This is a genomic window from Amycolatopsis solani (genome assembly GCF_033441515.1).
In the GTDB taxonomy this organism is placed as follows: Bacteria; Actinomycetota; Actinomycetes; order Mycobacteriales; family Pseudonocardiaceae; genus Amycolatopsis; species Amycolatopsis solani.
Map to the genome: position 1 here is coordinate 4267609 of NZ_JAWQJT010000001.1, position 16416 is coordinate 4284024.

Below are 16416 nucleotides of genomic sequence, written 5' to 3' on the forward strand. Positions count from 1 at the left end.
CCGCAAACGGCGGGACTAGAGTGGGCGGCGTGGCAGGACGGATTCGGGAGAGCGACATCGCGGAGGTGCGCGAGCGGAACCGGATCGACGAGGTCGTCGGGGAGTACGTGGCACTGCGCCGCGCCGGTGGGGGCAGCCTGAAGGGCCTCTGCCCGTTCCACAACGAGAAGACCCCGTCGTTCAACGTCCGCCCGACGCACGGCACCTTCCACTGCTTCGGCTGTGGCGAGGGCGGCGACGTGATCAAGTTCATCCAGAAGATCGACCTGATCTCGTTCGTGGAGGCCGTCGAGCGGCTGGCCGACCGGGTCGGCATCCGGCTCACCTACGAAGGCGGCGGCGCGACGATCCAGCGCGACCGCGGCAGCCGCACCCGGCTGGTCGAGGCGCACCGCGCCGCGCAGGAGTTCTACGCGGAGCAGCTGGTCACCGACGAAGCGCGCGCGGCGCGGGACTTCCTGTCCGAGCGCGGGTTCGACGCCGCCATGGCCAAGACGTTCGGCTGCGGGTACGCGCCCGGCGGCTGGGACAAGCTGACGAAGTTCCTGCTCAACCGCGGCTTCGAGGTCAAGGAACTGCTGACGGCGGGGCTGTCCAAGGAGGGCCAGCGCGGCCCGATGGACCGCTTCCACCGGCGGCTGGTCTGGCCGATCCGGGACGTCGGCAACGACGTCGTCGGCTTCGGCGCGCGGCGGCTGTTCGACGACGACCGGATCTCCGCGAAGTACCTCAACACCGCCGAGTCGCCGATCTACAAGAAGTCGCAGGTCATGTTCGGCCTCGACCTGGCCAAGCGCGAGATCGCGAAGAAGCACCAGGTCGTCGTGGTCGAGGGCTACACCGACGTGATGGCGATGCACGCGGCGGGCGTGCCGACGGCGGTCGCGTCGTCCGGCACGGCGTTCGGCGAGGACCACATGAAGGTGCTGCGCCGGCTGATGATGGACGACGACGCCTTCCGCGGCGAAGTGATCTTCACGTTCGACGGCGACGAAGCGGGCCAGAAGGCCGCGTTGAAGGCGTTCGAGGGCGACCAGACGTTCGCCGGCCAGACGTACATCGCGGTCGCGCCGGACGGCATGGACCCGTGCGAGCTGCGCCTGGCCAAGGGCGACAGCGCGGTGAAGGACCTGGTGGCGCGGCGGACCCCGCTGTTCGAGTTCGTCATCCGCAGCACGCTCAAGAACTACGACCTCGACTCGGTCGACGGCCAGGTCGCGGCGCTGCAGAAGACGGTGCCGATGGTGGCGTCGATCAAGGACCGCGCGGCCCGCGACGGCTACGCGTCGAAGCTCGCCTGGTGGGTGGGCTGGCAGGACGTCGCGCAGGTGGTCAACCGGGTCCGCGGCAGCGCGGGCGCGACCGACAAGCGCGGTGGTGCGCCGCTGCGCCAGCCGGGGCGCGCGCAGCAGGCGGCCCCGGCGGCTTCGGCGCCTTCCGACGTCGCTCGCCCGGCGCCGAAGGACCCGCGGTTCGCGGTCCAGCGCGAGGCGCTGAAGGCGGCGTTGCAGCAGCCGGCGATCGCCGGGCCGGAGTACGACGCCCTCCCGCTGGAGGCGTTCACGCACCCGGTGTACGTGGCCGTCCACGAAGCGGTTTTGAAGGCCGGCGGCGCGGGTTCGGGCCTGACCGGCCCGGCGCTGCTGGACGCGGCGGCCCCGCACTGTCCGGAAGGGACGGTCCGGCGCGTGCTCTCGGAGCTGGCCGTGGAACCGTTGCAGGCCAAGGACGAAGTCGACTCGCGGTACATCTCGTCGATCCTCGCGCGGGTGCAGGAGAGCCTCGTCGGGCGGCAGATCGCGGAGATCAAGGGCAAGCTGCAGCGACTGTCGCCGGTCGAAGCGCCGGACGACTACCGCGCGCTGTTCGGTGACCTCGTCGCGCTGGAGCAGTACAAGAAGTCGCTGGGCGAGCAGGCCGCCGCCGGCGCGTGGGGCTGAGATGGGGTTCCTGCGCCGGTTGCTCGGCGACCGCACGCCGTCCGACTTCTCCGGCGCGCTCGCACCGGGCGAAGACGTCGTCGACAGCGCCCCGGTGGAGGGCGGCGGGTACCTGGTCGTGACGGCCTTGGGCCTGTGGGTCCCTTCCGAAGACGGCGCGCGGCGCGTCGGCTGGCACCTGATCGGCAAGGCGGCCTGGTCCGACGGCGTGTTCACGCTGACCGAGTCGGCCGAGGTGGGCACCGCGGGCGCGGCCGTCCTGCTGGCCGACCTGCCCCCGGTCCGGTTCCGGCTGCCGGAGCCGGGCAAGGTGCCGCGCGAGGCCTACCAGCGCGTCGAGGGCTCGATCCGATCGCGGCACCGGCAGGAGATCGGGTCCGGCGGAGCGTGGTTCGTCCAGCGCAAGGTGCCCGGTCGCGACGGCAGTGTGCTGCAGGTCCGCCCGGACGCCGGCACCGACGCCGCGCTGGTGGCGGCCATCGCCGAGCAGGCCGCCGCGAAGCTGGTCAACCCCGCCGAATAGCAGTACGCTCGTACTCAGTACAGGCGTACTGTTTATCGGAGGCGACCGTGTGGGATCCCGGCAAGTACCTCGACTACGCCGACCTGCGGGCCCGGCCGTTCTACGACCTCGTCTCGCGCATCGGGGCGTCGTCGCCCCGGCGCGTGGTGGACCTCGGCTGCGGACCCGGCAACCTGACCGTTTCCCTCCGGGAGCGCTGGCCCTCAGCCGTGCTGGAGTGCGGCGATAGTTCACCCGAAATGGTGACCGCCGCTCGCGCCCGCGGCCTGGACGCCACGGTCCTCGACGTCCGCGACTGGACACCGGCGCCGGACACCGACGTCGTGGTGTCGAACGCCGTCCTGCAGTGGGTCCCGGACCACGAGGCTCTGCTGCGCCAGTGGGTTTCTTCGCTGCCGGCGGGTGCTTACCTGGCGATTCAGGTCCCGGGCAACTTCACCGCCCCGTCGCACGCGCTGACGCGGCAACTGGCAGCGTCCCCGGCGTGGGCGTCCCGGCTGGCCGAGGTCGTCCTGCGCGAGGACGACGCGGTCTCGAGCCCCCTGGAATACGCGAACCTCCTGGCCGACGCGGGCTGCGCCGTCGACGCCTGGGAGACGACGTACGTGCAGCCGCTGCGGGGCGAGAACCCGGTGCTGGAGTGGATCACCGGAACGGCGTTGCGCCCGGTCCGCGCGGCATTGGCGGACGACGAGTGGGACCGGTTCCGCACCGAACTGGCCCCGCTCCTGGCCGCGGCGTACCCGACCCGAGCCGACGGCGTCACGTGGTTCGAGTTCCGCCGGGTGTTCTTCGTGGCCCAGGTCTAGCGCCGCACCTTCTCACTGATCTTGGCCCGCGCCACCCCGGCGGCCCCTTGAACCATGGGGTGGTCGACGACCCGGCGGTAGGTGCGCACGAGCTGCTCGTACCGCCCCCGGCCTGCCTTGGCGCCCAGCACGTACCCCAGGCCCGCACCCAGCAGGAACTTCTTCATCCGCTTCCACGCCTTCCGTCGGTAGGTCGTCCGACTGTCCATTGTCCAGGAAAACCGCGCCCCTGGGGCCGGTTGCGCCAAGTGGGGGGTGCTGCAAAGGGGCTTGGGGGCATGGGCTAAGGTTTCTCTTGTCGGTCGGAGAGACCGGCACCGGAAGTGAGCGACATTCCCCTGTAGCTCAACTGGCAGAGCATTCGGCTGTTAACCGGAGGGTTCTTGGTTCGAGTCCAAGCGGGGGAGCAAAGCCCAGGTCTACGACCTGGGCTTTTTTGCTGTCCGGGAGCAGGGGTAGGATAGTGTCTATCTTGACGATCGTCCAAGGATGGGGTCGGCCACCGACGCCGGTTCACAGGGGTGCGTGGGACGGTGCTGCCGACTTGTGCCTTGGCGCCCTGCGCGGTGTCCCGTCGGCGATACTGTCGCGATGCCTGGGGTCGTTTGGGTAGTTCGATGATCCTGAAGCCGGGCTGGCCACTGACCGGGGCTGACGGCGACGGACGTGCCTCGGATGCCCCAAGCGGGCAAGCTGTCGTTCATGGGCCGAGGTCCCCGCCGCGAACGGGTCAAATTCAGGGAGTCTCCTCAGGGTGCCCGCACGCGTGAGTTCGTGCGGCGGGACGAAGCTGATCCTGTCAACGTGCGCAACCGCGACGGACAGCCGATGCGGACGCGGGAGAACCGTCGGAACTGGCAGGAGGAGCCGGAGCGGCTCGCGGTGTGGTTTTCGGATCTTCACCCGGTGACGCAGAAGCGGCTGACTGCCTTCGTGATCCGGTGTCCGATGAGAGGCTGCCTGCTAGGCCGCGTCTTCCGGCAGGGGGACCCGAAGGCAAGGATTCAGTATGTCTGGCTGGCTCGGGCTCATGCCGGCCAGAACTCGGCTGCAATTGTCAACTGGGCGTGGGATGGGGGTCGCGGCTCGAAGGAGTTCATGACGACGAGTTGCAGACACGGGACCGCGCGCATCGACATCGGGCTTCTGCAGGGGATGATCGAGGCTTTGGACTTTCCGCCGTCGTCGCCGACGGAGGGTTGGCTGAACCACTACGAGATGGCCATCCAACGCGGGTATGCCCGCCGAACGATCATCGCGTCCGACACGGACTGGTCTGCGCGGACCTAACTGGGGGAGCCAGGTTCGGTATAGTGATGACCACAACCCAAGATCGCCTGCTCGAGCTACAAACGAGGCCTGCCCGGGCCGTTGGCGTCTGAGCGCCCCAGCTGTCACAGGAGAGCGCCGGCCGTAGCCGCTTGGAGATGAGCACCAGGACCATCCCCTGGAGGGTCCTGCAAGCATGCTCTTGAACATCCTTACTGCCGCGTTGCCGGGCGTGGCCGTGCCGGCCTTCAGCTACCTGAAGTATCGCGCCTACCTGAAAACTGTTCGGCACGTCGTCGACAACCTGGGCGGCGACGGCCTCGACAAGCTCGACATGGTTCTTCCGCCATCGGGTCCGATAAGGCATTCGCCCTCGCATCGGCGGCAATCGAGTTCGCGCTGAAAGCGGTCGAGAACTCGGCAGCTCATCGAAGGCCGTGGCCGGCCGCGATGTGAGGCTTCTGGGCGAGAAGCGTCTCCAGCCTGCTGTCGGGCCAGAGTTCGATGAGGGGTGAAGCTCCCGTCTCGTTGTGTTTCTCTGCCCAGCTCACGGCATCGGCTGTGAAGCGGCCGGTAGTGGCGATGATGAGACCGCGAACCAGGGGCGGCTCCCACAGCTTGACCGTGGCGACGGTGTCCGACACATCAGTGGGGCGAACAGAACGCGAGCGCCAGTGTTTGGCTTGGACGATCACCCGCTCGTTACGCACGCCGCCGGTGCCGTCACGAAGGACGCGGTCCAGCGAAAGATCTCGTCCTCGATCGGGCGCTCGGGTCTGCATGAGCCATTGGACGTTCTCGTGCTCGGGGAAGCTTCGCAGCAGGTCGTACAGCAGGCGCTCGAAACCGCCGTCATCGAGGCGGTCCCATGGAAGAGCGATCGTGGCGGCCCCGGTCAGGCTTCCGGCTGCGGCCTGACCGAGATCAACGGCTGGAACGGGCAACGGATCGGAGTCGGCGAGCGCACTGGCTTCGATGTCGGAGCGCACGCTCGGCCAATCCAACTCGGCGATGTCGTACCAATCGTGGCCTTCGCTGAAACGTAGGTGCCGGCGGAGGTCGCTCCAACGGCCCTTGCGCTCGGCTGTGTCTCCCAAGAGCCGCTCGATCTCGTCGACTGCGGCCCTGATCTTCTCTGTTTCTGGGCCTTCCAGCTTCGTTGAGGAGTCACGGGCTACATCGGCGAGCAGAGCGGCCAGCAAGACGTCGATGGTCGACGTCAGCTCATCGAGTCGCTGGCGGGCGGCGCGGCGACGGGCACGGTTGAGCCGGTACCGATACTCGGCTAAATCCTTCGAAGGTTGTTCTCCGACTTCGTAGGCTTCGAGCGGCGGCACGTCGATCTCGAAGCAGTCGACGAAAATCGCACCGATTTCGTCGATATCGGGCAGTCCGGCAGTGATGGTCCAGCCATCGATCTCGGGCAGGCCCGCCAGGAGGTCTGACCATGCGCGTCGGAGGTCGTCGTACTCGGGGTGTGAGCCTCGTGCCGGTCCGGTCGGGATGAACGTCTCGGCCCGGCGCCAGACGTCCTCGAGCTTCGCGACGTTCGCCGCCGTTCGGTCCATAGCGTTGAGCAGGTCGTCGAGCTCCACGATGGAAGTGTTACAGATGAGCAGCGCCCACCTTCGCTGCGACACGGAGCGCGGAGCGGCGTCGCCCACCTGCGATCTATAGCGGCACCCGGGCCGATTCAGGTTCGTCGAACTGGTCGGACATGACCATGACCCGGCCGGGAAGCGGCATCGCGTCGGCCGTGAGGATGCCGAACTCGTGCGCGGCGCCGATGCCGAGTGAGATTCGCTCAGGGCGGTATTGGATCTGGGCGTACGACTCGTCCCGATCGGAGAATTGTACGCGCGTGGCGTCGGCTTCTCCGATGTTCACCAGTCGATACAGCGCACCCCTCACGTGCTCGACAGCGAAGGCAGGTCGGCGCGCTTGCTCGGCCTGCACACGGACAGCCTCGGCATCCTTTTGATCTTGGCGACGATCGAGCGCCTTCCCCAGGCGTCCGAATCCGAAGCCGACACCGCCTCCGAGCAGTGCGGTGACGATCGGCAGGGTTATCTGCAACCAAACAGGCATGCTGCCATTATTCACCGCGAAGTCCTGGAACGGTCGCAATAAGAGAAGATTCTCTTGGTCGCGGTCCTCGCCGGCGACGACTCCAGAAACCACGGCAGCTTCACCGTGCGCGCCCGCCGCCACGTGTCCTCCGGAAAGCGCGGGACCTGAACTAGAGGTGTCGGACACCGGTCTGTAAGCGGGCCACGCTGGGTTGGCTTCTAACGTCAAGCGGACGGTAGGTCAGGGTAGCGATGGGTGCGACTGGTCAGACCGAGTCTTCGAAGAGGTCGAGTAGAAGCTTCGCTTTCTCTACGAGTTCGTCGAACGTGACGATCTCCACGTCCGGAATGCTGTTCCGGTAGAGCTCGAAGCTTCGGACTCGGTCGATATCGTCTTCGCGGGCCAGATTCCCGACGATCAGCAGCAGCTTCGGCTTGAACACCCGGAAGTCTGGCGGTTTGTCCCCTGCGAGCGCCGAGTAGTTCTGGCGCAACGAGTAGTGGTCTTGGAGTACCTGCTGGACCGCCCCGGCGAGCTCTTTGCTTGGCGGGTAGGCGTTGTTCCGGTAGGGCGTTTGGGCGGTCAACGACGTCGCCGGCGTCTTCAGTTCGACGATGAGCGCGTTGCCGGTCACTTGGTTGCGCAGGAGGAAGTCTGCGTTGTTGCCGCCGGTGTTGTGCACCGACTTCCCGCCGAGGTACGCCTCCCTCTTCACGACGACCAGCGGGTGGGAGAAGACCTGGCCGATCGCCCAGGCGTTCCGTTCGATGATTCCTTGCCAGAGCTTCTCGTCCGCGCTCTCTAGTTCCGCACTGGCTTCCTCGATGAACCCGCGTAGTTTCGCCAGCCCGGTCGCGATCACGATCCGCGTGGAGATCTCGGGCTCGGCGTCCTGCAACGCGTGGGCCAGCTGCTCGGAATCCTGGCGCGACATCCAGCCGAGGACGCGCTTCACGTGCTGGTCCTGTCCGATCGCGGAGATCGAGTCCAGAATCTCGGCCAGGTCGGTGCCAGCGTCAACGGACAGCAAGCGTTTGGTCCCATATTCGAACCCGGTGTCCGCCATGAACTCGTACAGCGCGGCCACGCAGTTGAACATTTTCAGCAGCTCACGACTACTCAAGTCGAGGCGGATGCTCTCGCCGGCGGCCAGCGTCCGGAGGTCGAAAGGCTTGTCTCGTTCCCACTCATCGGCCGCGTTTTTCGAGAAGTACGACAGCTCGCCGCGAACAGTCGCGGCGGGCTCGCCCTCGTTGTCGACCAGTACGGGGGTGAAGACCAGGCGTTTACGTTGGCCGTCCCGGAGCACCACCGGCGTGACGTCGGCTGTCGTGCTGCTGGTGCTCGTGACCTGGATGTAGCCCGGCTTCGTCACCTTGATCCTCCCTGTGCTCGGTGACCGTAGGTCGCGATCGGATCGCTCGATGTTTCAGGACGTGACGAACTCGAGATCGGGGAGTGACGCAGCTGATCGCGACTTGGTGCAGTTCGGGCACCTGTCCGGCGTCGCCTTCTTTGCGGCGTTGTGTCGGAGCCGGGGTTGTCGAAGGCCAGGAAGACCATGGTGATCGTGTACCAGCGGACGTGGCACCGCGAGATGGCGTGTTCTTCCGGAACCGCCTGAGCGGAGCGGCGGAACATCCGTCGCTGTCGGGGCGAGGCGGACCAGCCGCAGCACCGTAGATCGCGGCGACCACCACGGCCACCGCGACAAGCGTCGAGATCGGCGGGGCTGTCAGTGCGGTCATGGAGACGTCGGGAACTGCGGCGGCCGTCGGTGGCCTCGTGGATCCCCGGACCGATCGGAACGGTCGTAAGTGGGGTGGCTGCGGCAGGAAACGCCATCCAGGGGAATTGGGGAGCGGCGTTTCAGTACGGCGCGCAGGCCCTCGCAGGTGTCCTCACCGCTCGGATCGGCACGGCGGCGGTCGGCGCGGCGATCGGTGCTTACAAGGCCGTCGAGTTCGCCCGCGGCGTCGGCACGATCCTCAAGGCCGCTCGACGTTCACAAGGGTTCGTGTACAAGGGCGTCAAGGCGACCTTCCGCCAGTCCCGGGTGGCCGGACGAATCTGGGTCGGTCCCCTCGCCAAGAAGACGGTCACGAAACGCGGCAGCGTCCGCTGGGTCTCCCGTAACGGGAAACGTCAGTATCGCTCTCCGGAGAACAAGGGACGGCGTGGTTGGCAGTCCAACTTCGAGTCCGGCCGCGTCGATAAAAAGTACACCAACAACTACCATGTACGACACTGAGTGGCAGGAGGTGTCATGACGCGTGACACGTCGAACGACTTCGCGTTCGCCGACCGGATCGCCGAAGTGATGGACGGGACGCGGTTCGAGGGATACCTCCACGTCACGGTCCCGGAGCTCGTCAAGAGCGCTCGTGCCGACGGTGCCACTTATGTCGACATGGTGTTCGCGCGACGGGATCCGGATGAGCCGGAACATTGGCGATACGAGGATCGCGCAGATCCGGGGACGGAAAGTGCCCAGGAGGAACTGGAGACGGCGCGGCTCGACTGGTATGGCGAGCAGTTCGAGTTGCGCTGGTTGGACAACGAGACGACGGCGAAGGTCCGTCTTGACGTGTTCCACGAGGGGGACGAGCTCGCGTAGGGCGTGACGTCGTACTGGGGAACTGCACGATTGCGAGTCAACGGTGCAGTTCCCCAGTCGTGCAACCCGCCGCGGAGGCACGAACTAGTTACGACGGCCAGAACATGCGCGCGGCGGCCTGGCTGTCGAACTAGGGGCGATTTAAGGGCGAAATTGCAGGTCGAACCAGGTCGACTGACGTCGACTGAGAGCATGAACGATTGCAAACATCCCAGGTAGATCGACTGACGTCGACCCGAAACGACTCGAACCAATAATCCGGAGGGTTCTTGGTTCGAGTCCAAGCGGGGGAGCAAAGCCCAGGTCTACGACCTGGGCTTTTTTGCTGTCCGGGGTCGAGTTCGTGCCTGCGTTGATGATCGTCCAAGGATGGGCCCGCCATCGACGCCGGTCCACCGCAGCGCGAGGTTGCACCGCCGAACGCGGCTGAGCGCAGGATCGATGACGCATGCGTCTGAGTGCTTGCCGGTTTATGGTTCTGGAGGCCGGCGATCCCGTCTGCCGCCTCGACCTCGATGGCCATGGCTGGTTCAGTACCCTCGTCGGCGCCGTGACCCGGGTCCGCGCAGGTGATCTCCTGGGTGAACGGTCTCGAACTTCCACGGTCACACGAGCTTCAAGGAGAAGTGAGCGGGATGAGTAGATGGCAGCGGGAGCATCCGTCGATGCTGGCCCGGTGTTCGCACTGGGCAACGGAAATCGAGCGGATGCTCCCGGCGCGCAGTCAGGTCACGCTCGAACTCGATCCCGGTTCGGAGCCTGCACCCGAGACTTCGTGGAACTGGTTGATCTCCTTGGAGGTCGATGGCACCGATTTCCAGGCGCTGGTGGCTGAAGACCTCACTGTTGCGGCGTTCGAGAGTCAGGACGGCCGGTTCGACGATGAAGTGAAACTTGACGACGTTCCGGTGTACATCTCCCAGCGGCTGTCCTGATCAGTCAGTTGTCGGCTTCGTCGGTGAGAACAGCAGGTTCCTGCACGGCGCGGACGGTGTCGGGTGCGCCGCTCACACCGGGCGTCTGAGCGTCAGGACCGTCCGGCGGTCGTCCTCGTCGCGCGGGCCGCTCCCGGCCCACTCGATCTCGCTCTCCAGGCGCATCGGTGCGTGGTCGCGGTCGATGTCCTCCGCCTGGCGGCCACGCGCCTGAGCGATCGAGTCCAGGCGGCGGCCGACGTCGTTGAGGGCGGTGCTCATCAGGCCCTGCATGCTGATGCCGAACGGGGCTCCCGGGCCGAACGGTGCCAGCATTTCGCCCAGCATCTCGGTCGCGAGGGGCAGCAGTTCCTGCGTGCGGTGCAGGACGATCGGCCAGTTCGCGTCGTCGGCTGCGACGTGGCGGCGGCACGTGAACGTGCCCCACGCGACGTGGCGGCGTTCGTCCGCCGCGATGCGGTCGATGATGCTGAGGAGGCCCGGGAGGATTGCGCGGGTTCGGCAGATTCCGGCCGCCGCCGTGTGGCACGTCAAGGCGAGGCAGCCTTCGAGGATGTGGTGGTGGGTCACCGCGGCGCGGATTTGCGCTGCGGGTGAATGGTCGTCGGTGAGGGCGTACAGCGACCAGGACAGTTCTTCCAGGAACGTGCGGCGGTGGACGTCGCCGCTCTCGGCGAACCATGGGAGGGCGTCGCTCATGCCGACCGCGTCGAGCCACGTTCGGAGGGCCTGGGCGTGCTGGGCTTCCTCGAACACGAGCTGCGTCAGGTAGGTCGCGTCGTCGCGCCGGTTTTCGGTGGCCATCGCCGTCACGAACTGCTGGAGGTCCTGGGGGGCCGATTCGCCGGCCGAGATCAGGTTTGCCACGAAGAGGCAGGTCAGGCGCCGCTCGCGGGGGGACAGCGTGGCGAAGTCGGCGGCGTCCCTGGTGAGGTCGATGTCGTCGGGGTTCCAGAACGCCGCGTTGCCGTCGCGCAGGAGCCGGCGGGGGACCGGGTCCGGCCGGTGCCCGGTGCGGACGCCGCCGAACCCGCGGTGGCCGGGCCCGATATCGCGGGTGAGGGACATGGCCGCTCCAGGTGTCCGGGTGATCGGGCCGTCAGGATTACCCGGCGGGCGCGCTGTGGGAATGGTCCGCGCGCGCCACGGCTGGCCCGCGCGGGCCAACTTCCGCACCCGCTCAGTCCACCGGGACCTCGACCTCGGCGACCAGCCCGCCGCCGGGACGGTTCCGGAAGCCGACGCGGCCGCCGAGTGCCTGCACGATCTGCTCGACGATCCAGAGGCCGAGGCCCGCCGTGCCGCGGTTCGACCCGGCCGCGGTGAACTTGCCGGTCAGCTTCGCGAGGTTGCCCGCGTCCACTCCAGACCCGCGGTCGAGCACGCGCAGCACGAGCCGGCCACCGGTGACTTCGGCCTCGACGTCGACGGGCTTGCCTTCGCCGTGGCGGGCGGCGTTCTCGAGGAGGTTCGTGAGCACGCGGCGGAACCGCTGGGGGTCGGTGGTGACGGCCAGCTCGTCGTCGAAGCGCACCCGCAGCCGCGGCGGCCGGAGCCCGGCCGCGTCCGCGGAGGCCAGTACCAGGGCCCGCAGCTCCACCGGGCGGGACCGGCCGGTGCCGAAGGCCGGACGGCGGCTGGCCGCGACGTCGCCCAGGGCGTCGAGCATGTCGGAGAGGTGGTTCGCGTGTTCGGCGATCAGCCGGCTGCCGGCTTCGCGGTCGGCCGGGGCGAGCGTGCCGTCCGCGGCGAGCTCCCGGGCCAGCACGCGGAGTGAGAGCACGGGGGTGCGGAATTCGTGCAGCACGATCGCGAGGCCGTCCTGCTGGGACTGGTACGACTCGAGGAGCCGCCGCCGCAGGTCGCGTTCCTCCCCGGCCGCGGCGTGCTCGGCCATCGCCTCGACCCGGGCGGCGATCCCGGCCTCCCGCTCGCGCTCGACCAGCCGGGACAGGCTCGCGCCGAGCAGGCCGGTGAGCAGCAGGTAGCCCGTCCACCAGAGACCCTGCAGCCAGCGCTCCTGCCGCGAGGTGAACTCCGGGTCGACGAGCACCGCCACCGCGAGATAGGTGACGCCGAGCCCGACGGCGAGGGCCACGGTGGGGCCGAGGGGCAGGCGGATCGCCGCCGCGGTGACGACCAGCACCAGGATTGCCACCGCCGGGCTGGCCGCCGCGCCGGTCGTGGCGATCGTGAGCAGGGTGAACGTCGCGTCGAGCGCGGTGAGCAGCCAGGCCGCCGGCGAGGCGTACAGCTCCCAATGGGGGTTCGCCGCGACCACGATCGCGTAAACGGAGGCGACGGACAGAGTCACGACGACCAGGGGAAGGTGCCGGCGGGCGTCGTCGTCGGCGACCAGCAGCAGGACCACCGACAGCGCGACCGCGAGCCGCACGGCCACCATCACCCGGGCGACGGGCAGCGCGCCCCGCGCGGTTCGCCCGTCGGCCGGCATGCCGGTCCTCCTCGTGACTCGCTGTGATCGGAACGTTCCTGCAATACTAGGCCCGTGGATGATCAGCGCCTGGTGGTCGTGATCGTGGACGATCACGACCTGTTCGCCAGGGGGCTGGCGCTGCTGCTGACGACCAACGCCGGCGACCGGTTCGAGGTGGGTGGGACCACCACGCACGTGGAGGAGGCGCCCGCGCTGGTCGAGTCCTGTGCGGCCGACCTCGCGCTCGTCGATCTGGCCATGCCGCCCCTCGGCGGCGCGGCCGCGATCCGCCAGATCAAGCGGCGCCACCCGGCCACCCGCGTGCTCGCGCTGTCCGGATCGGACGATCTGGAACTCGCCGAACAGGCGCTGCGCGCCGGAGCGGACGGCTACCTCGCCAAGTCGGCCGACCCGGAGGTCCTCGTCGCGCCGTTGCTGGCTGTCGCCGCCGGGTTCCGGGTCCTCGAAGGCGAACTGCTCGACGTGCTGCTGACCACGACCCGCAAGCCGCCGGAGACCCTGCTGGACACGCTCGACTCCCAGGACCTGCGGCTGTGGGCGCTGCTCGCCCGCGGCCTGGAAACGCAGGACATCGCCACCCGGATGCTGGTCTCCGAGCGCACGGCCAAGCGCATGGTCGCCTCGTTGCTGAACCGCATCGGCGCGGCCAACCGGGTCGAAGCCGCCGGCCTCGCCGGCGCCTACGGCCTGCTCGACCACGACCCGGCGGACCGTCCACAGTAGAGGTCTTCGCTCCGGGAGCACCCACCCCAACGGGGTATCCGGTTGCCGCCAGGTGGTGATGCGCGCCCGGTTCCGCGCGCCGCATCATTACCGACCATCGCAGTCCCGCGACGCGGCCTGACCGGAAGCACGGTCACGCCCGGAGAAGGAGTTGGGTGGAATGGTGAGCCGATCACGAGTCGGGCCGGTCGCCCGGTCCGGCACCCGGGTGACGATGTCACGGGGAATCGACACCAAGGCGTGCGGCCGGGGTATCTGGCGTGGCTTCGTGATCCTGGTGATCGGTGCGCTGCTGCAGCCGATCGCCGCGGCCGTCGCTCCGGCCGTCGGGGCGAGTTTCCTGCTGATCACCGCCGTGGTGGCGTTCACCTTCGCCGGTTTTCGCACGGGTGACGCGGACCGCCCGATCCTCCAGGGTGCCGTGACCGCGGCCGGCAGCTACGTTTTCGTGCTGCCCCTGACTTTCGTCGCTTCCGGGGCGGTCGAGCCGCAGCAGGTACTGGCCACCGCGGCGGTCGCCGTCGCCGTCGGTGGATTGGCGGGCTTCGCCGGGCGCACTCGCGGGAAGCGAGGCGAAAAGGCGTGACCACAACGAAACCCGCACGCCAGTGGAGCACCGGTGTGCAGCGGCCGCTGGTCGAAGCCGGCGAAATCGTCCACCTGCTCGGCCGGGTCCTCTGGCTCGCGGTCCGCCACCCCTTCGGGTACTGGGGCGAAGTCCGCGACCTGATGTTCGAGACGCTGCGCCGGTGCTGGCTGCCGGTCATCATCTCCACGACCGCGCTCGGTTTCGCCGGCCCGGGCATGCAGGGCGGCAGCCTCTACAGCGTGCTCGGCATTCCCGACCGCCTCGGGTCCTTCCTGCTGATGGCCAGCGTCCGCGAGTTCGCGCCGTGGATCGACGCGATGATCGTCGCCGGGGTGATGGGCACGGCCATCGCCGCCGACCTCGGCGCGCGGCGGATCCGCGAGGAGATCGACGCCATGCAGGTCCTCGGCGTCGATCCCGTCCGGACCCTCGTGCTGCCGCGGATCATCGCGGTCACCCTGATGACCGGCCTGCTCGAGGTGTTCGCGCTCGTGTGCGGCGTGATCGGCGGGTACATCGCGGCGGTGCCGATCTTCGGGGCCACCGGCGCGGCCTTCATCGGCAACTTCTGGTCCAACGCGACGACCACGGACATGTGGGGCAGCATCGTGAAGACCCTCGCGTTCGGACTGATCCTGTCGGTCGTCTGCTGCTACAAGGGATTGAACGCCCAGGGTGGCCCGATCGGCGTCGGCCGCGCGGTCAACCAGGCGGTAGTCATCTCGTTCGCCTCGATCTGGATCTTCAACTACGTCTACACGTCCGCGCTCCTCGGACTGAACCCCGACATGCAGGTCTTCAAGTGAGGGATGCGGAAATGACCACACCGACGGGCCGCACGAAACAACCCGACGTCGTCATCACGTTCGGCAGCATGGCGGGGAAACTGCGCGACGGCGTCGCGGCCGGCGGCGACATCATGAAGTTCGCCGGCCGCACGGTGCGCAGCCTGCCGGACCTGCGCCACCACGTCACGGAAGTGTTCGCCCAGGCGGGAATCCTGATCCTGTCGAGCGGCATCATCGTCTGGCTGATGCAGTTCGTCGTCGGCACGATGTGCGCGACCGAAGCCAGCTACACCCTCAAGCAGGTCGGCGCGCCGATCTATTCCGCGGTGTTCAACGACGTCTGCGGCCTGCGCGAGATGTCGGTGTACATGTGGGCTTACATCTTCGCGGCGAAGGTCGGGTGCGGGCTGGTCGCGGAAATCGGTTCGATGCGCATCGCCGAGGAGATCGACGCGCTGGAAGTGCTGGGCATCAAGTCGCGCAGCTACCTCGTCGGCACCCGGATCGCCGCCGCCTGGCTTTGCATGCCTTTCCTGTACATCGTCGGGCTCGGCCTGATGTTCATCTCGATGCACCTGGTCACGGTCTACCAGCTGGGCACCGTTTCCAGTGGTGGCTATTCCTTCGTCTTCTGGCTGTTCCAGAACCCCTACGACCTGATGGCCGCGATTTCGAAGATGATCGCCATGGGCACGATCATCATCTTCGTCGGGTGTTACTACGGCTACAACGCTTCGGGCGGTCCGGTCGGGGTGGGGAGAAACACGGCGAAATCGATGATGCTCAACATGGTGCTCATCCACGTCGTCGGGTTGCTCGGCACGTGGTTCTTCTGGGGCTCCTACCCGAACATGCCGATCGGCAACTGAACAAGGAGAACTCATGGTCACCGGGATGAACGGGACGGCCGCCGCGATCGGCTCACCGGAGCGGGTGCACACGATGGAGGTGCGCAACGTCCACAAGTCCTTCGGCAGCTTCGACGTGCTGAAGGGGCTCAACCTGGAATTCGCCGACAACGCGATCACCACCATTCTCGGCCCGTCCGGGACCGGCAAGAGCGTGCTCATCAAGCACCTCGTCGGCCTGCTCGAGCCGGACCAGGGCGAGGTGATGATCTTCGGGCGCGACATCTGGAAGATCGGCGAACGGGAGCGCTACGAACTGCGCAAGCGGTTCGGCGTCCTGTTCCAGGACGGCGCGCTGTTCGGGTCGATGAACATCTTCGACAACACCGCGTTCCCGCTGCGCAAGCACACCGACAAGAGCGAGGACGAAATCGAGGCGATCGTCAACCAGCGGCTCAAGGAGGTCGGCCTGGAGCGGTCGTCCTACAAGTACCCCAACGAGGTCTCCGGCGGCATGCGCAAGCGCGCCGGCTTCGCGCGGGCGCTGGTGATGAACCCCGACATCGTCCTGTTCGACGAGCCCGACTCGGGCCTCGACCCGGTCCGCACCAGCTTGCTCAACGACCTGATCCTCGACATGCACCAGGAGTACCGCGGGACCTACCTGCTGGTGACCCACGACATCCGCACCGCACGCAAGGTCAGCGACTACGTCGGGGTCATCTGGAAGGGCCAGGTCGTCCACTACGGACCGACCGAGGAGGCGTTCAACTCGCCGGACCCCTTCGTCCGCCAGTTCCTCTCCGGCGACTCCGCCGGCCCGCTGGGAATGGACTGAGACCATGCG

At 67.7% G+C, this 16416-nt stretch carries 19 protein-coding genes and 1 tRNA gene; 14 read left to right on the forward strand and 6 right to left on the reverse strand.

The genetic code is table 11. From position 1 onward, the window contains the following. Window positions 1–29 precede the first annotated feature (29 nt). Genes dnaG through SD460_RS19785 form a run of 3 tightly spaced genes read left to right on the forward strand, consistent with a single transcriptional unit; the run spans window position 30 to window position 3272 of the window. Entirely contained in the window at window positions 30–1940 is a 1911-nt protein-coding gene (gene dnaG, locus SD460_RS19775; protein ID WP_498371869.1) for a DNA primase, read from the forward strand. 1 nt (window position 1941) lies between these two features. Further along, window positions 1942–2463, forward strand: a complete 522-nt coding sequence (locus SD460_RS19780; RefSeq protein WP_318306490.1) for a hypothetical protein — start codon at window positions 1942–1944, stop codon at window positions 2461–2463. 47 nt (window positions 2464–2510) lie between these two features. Next, on the forward strand, window positions 2511–3272 hold the full coding sequence (locus tag SD460_RS19785; protein WP_290062239.1) for a trans-aconitate 2-methyltransferase: 762 nt from the start codon (window positions 2511–2513) through the stop codon (window positions 3270–3272). Here SD460_RS19785 and SD460_RS19790 read toward each other — a convergent pair. Further along, entirely contained in the window at window positions 3269–3439 is a 171-nt protein-coding gene (locus tag SD460_RS19790; protein WP_166641722.1) for a hypothetical protein, read from the reverse strand. The two genes, SD460_RS19785 and SD460_RS19790, sit on opposite strands and share 4 nt — an antisense overlap. 167 nt (window positions 3440–3606) lie before the next feature. Between SD460_RS19790 and SD460_RS19795 the strand changes: the two genes are divergently transcribed. From SD460_RS19795 to SD460_RS19805, 3 genes are all read left to right on the forward strand, one after another. After that, window positions 3607–3679: transfer RNA gene (locus tag SD460_RS19795), tRNA-Asn, on the forward strand. 268 nt (window positions 3680–3947) lie between these two features. Then, window positions 3948–4562, forward strand: a complete 615-nt coding sequence (locus SD460_RS19800) for a hypothetical protein (protein WP_290062240.1) — start codon at window positions 3948–3950, stop codon at window positions 4560–4562. A 175-nt stretch (window positions 4563–4737) separates the two neighbouring features. Further along, window positions 4738–4944, forward strand: coding sequence for a hypothetical protein (locus SD460_RS19805; RefSeq protein WP_290062241.1), 207 nt, complete (start codon window positions 4738–4740; stop codon window positions 4942–4944). Window positions 4945–4966: 22 nt separating this feature from the next. On the opposite strand, the gene SD460_RS19810 is transcribed toward SD460_RS19805, so the two are convergent. From SD460_RS19810 to SD460_RS19820, 3 genes are all read right to left on the reverse strand, one after another. Next, on the reverse strand, window positions 4967–6136 hold the full coding sequence (locus SD460_RS19810) for a restriction endonuclease (protein WP_290062242.1): 1170 nt from the start codon (window positions 6134–6136) through the stop codon (window positions 4967–4969). Between the two features lie 76 nt (window positions 6137–6212). Continuing rightward, the gene (locus tag SD460_RS19815) at window positions 6213–6752 is read right to left on the reverse strand and encodes a hypothetical protein (protein WP_290062243.1); all 540 of its coding nucleotides are present in this window, start codon (window positions 6750–6752) and stop codon (window positions 6213–6215) included. Between the two features lie 124 nt (window positions 6753–6876). Then, a complete protein-coding gene (locus SD460_RS19820) occupies window positions 6877–7986 on the reverse strand; it encodes a Shedu immune nuclease family protein (protein WP_290062244.1) in 1110 nt (369 codons plus the stop codon). Between the two features lie 447 nt (window positions 7987–8433). Between SD460_RS19820 and SD460_RS19825 the strand changes: the two genes are divergently transcribed. The 3 genes from SD460_RS19825 to SD460_RS19835 all read left to right on the forward strand — a co-directional run bounded on the left by SD460_RS19825 (window position 8434) and on the right by SD460_RS19835 (window position 10163). Beyond that, window positions 8434–8862, forward strand: a complete 429-nt coding sequence (locus tag SD460_RS19825) for a hypothetical protein (RefSeq protein WP_318306491.1) — start codon at window positions 8434–8436, stop codon at window positions 8860–8862. Window positions 8863–8877: 15 nt separating this feature from the next. Further along, a complete protein-coding gene (locus SD460_RS19830) occupies window positions 8878–9228 on the forward strand; it encodes a hypothetical protein (protein ID WP_290062246.1) in 351 nt (116 codons plus the stop codon). Between the two features lie 635 nt (window positions 9229–9863). Beyond that, a complete protein-coding gene (locus SD460_RS19835; RefSeq protein ID WP_290059714.1) occupies window positions 9864–10163 on the forward strand; it encodes a hypothetical protein in 300 nt (99 codons plus the stop codon). A 72-nt stretch (window positions 10164–10235) separates the two neighbouring features. Here the strand turns inward: SD460_RS19835 and SD460_RS19840 are convergent, their stop codons facing one another. Both SD460_RS19840 and SD460_RS19845 read right to left on the reverse strand, forming a co-directional pair. After that, the gene (locus SD460_RS19840; RefSeq protein ID WP_290059712.1) at window positions 10236–11231 is read right to left on the reverse strand and encodes a R2-like ligand-binding oxidase; all 996 of its coding nucleotides are present in this window, start codon (window positions 11229–11231) and stop codon (window positions 10236–10238) included. A 112-nt stretch (window positions 11232–11343) separates the two neighbouring features. Next, window positions 11344–12618, reverse strand: a complete 1275-nt coding sequence (locus tag SD460_RS19845; protein WP_318306492.1) for a sensor histidine kinase — start codon at window positions 12616–12618, stop codon at window positions 11344–11346. A gap of 54 nt (window positions 12619–12672) precedes the next feature. On the opposite strand from SD460_RS19845, the gene SD460_RS19850 reads away from it, so the two are divergent. The 5 genes from SD460_RS19850 to SD460_RS19870 all read left to right on the forward strand — a co-directional run bounded on the left by SD460_RS19850 (window position 12673) and on the right by SD460_RS19870 (window position 16407). After that, on the forward strand, window positions 12673–13344 hold the full coding sequence (locus SD460_RS19850) for a response regulator transcription factor (RefSeq protein ID WP_290059708.1): 672 nt from the start codon (window positions 12673–12675) through the stop codon (window positions 13342–13344). Between the two features lie 214 nt (window positions 13345–13558). Beyond that, a complete protein-coding gene (locus SD460_RS19855) occupies window positions 13559–13930 on the forward strand; it encodes a hypothetical protein (RefSeq protein WP_290059706.1) in 372 nt (123 codons plus the stop codon). Next, window positions 13927–14739 (forward strand): MlaE family ABC transporter permease, encoded by an 813-nt coding sequence (locus tag SD460_RS19860; protein WP_290059704.1) that lies wholly within the window; start codon window positions 13927–13929, stop codon window positions 14737–14739. Before SD460_RS19855 ends, SD460_RS19860 begins: the two co-directional genes overlap by 4 nt. Before the next feature lie 11 nt (window positions 14740–14750). Continuing rightward, window positions 14751–15590, forward strand: a complete 840-nt coding sequence (locus SD460_RS19865; RefSeq protein WP_290059702.1) for an ABC transporter permease — start codon at window positions 14751–14753, stop codon at window positions 15588–15590. A gap of 13 nt (window positions 15591–15603) precedes the next feature. Further along, complete coding sequence (locus tag SD460_RS19870) at window positions 15604–16407, forward strand: ABC transporter ATP-binding protein (protein WP_290059700.1); 804 nt, start codon at window positions 15604–15606, stop codon at window positions 16405–16407. The last annotated feature ends 9 nt before the right edge of the window (window positions 16408–16416 follow it).

Excerpts from the sequence above, each read along its gene's own strand:
- SD460_RS19780 (WP_318306490.1), top strand. The coding sequence starts at position 1,942 with ATGGGGTTCCTGCGCCGGTTGCTCGGCGACCGCACGCCGTCCGACTTC.
- SD460_RS19790 (WP_166641722.1), bottom strand. The coding sequence starts at position 3,439 with ATGAAGAAGTTCCTGCTGGGTGCGGGCCTGGGGTACGTGCTGGGCGCC.
- SD460_RS19800 (WP_290062240.1), top strand. The coding sequence starts at position 3,948 with ATGCCCCAAGCGGGCAAGCTGTCGTTCATGGGCCGAGGTCCCCGCCGC.
- SD460_RS19805 (WP_290062241.1), top strand. The coding sequence starts at position 4,738 with ATGCTCTTGAACATCCTTACTGCCGCGTTGCCGGGCGTGGCCGTGCCG.
- SD460_RS19830 (WP_290062246.1), top strand. The coding sequence starts at position 8,878 with ATGACGCGTGACACGTCGAACGACTTCGCGTTCGCCGACCGGATCGCC.
- SD460_RS19835 (WP_290059714.1), top strand. The coding sequence starts at position 9,864 with ATGAGTAGATGGCAGCGGGAGCATCCGTCGATGCTGGCCCGGTGTTCG.
- SD460_RS19840 (WP_290059712.1), bottom strand. The coding sequence starts at position 11,231 with ATGTCCCTCACCCGCGATATCGGGCCCGGCCACCGCGGGTTCGGCGGC.
- SD460_RS19845 (WP_318306492.1), bottom strand. The coding sequence starts at position 12,618 with ATGCCGGCCGACGGGCGAACCGCGCGGGGCGCGCTGCCCGTCGCCCGG.
- SD460_RS19855 (WP_290059706.1), top strand. The coding sequence starts at position 13,559 with ATGTCACGGGGAATCGACACCAAGGCGTGCGGCCGGGGTATCTGGCGT.
- SD460_RS19865 (WP_290059702.1), top strand. The coding sequence starts at position 14,751 with ATGACCACACCGACGGGCCGCACGAAACAACCCGACGTCGTCATCACG.
- SD460_RS19870 (WP_290059700.1), top strand. The coding sequence starts at position 15,604 with ATGGTCACCGGGATGAACGGGACGGCCGCCGCGATCGGCTCACCGGAG.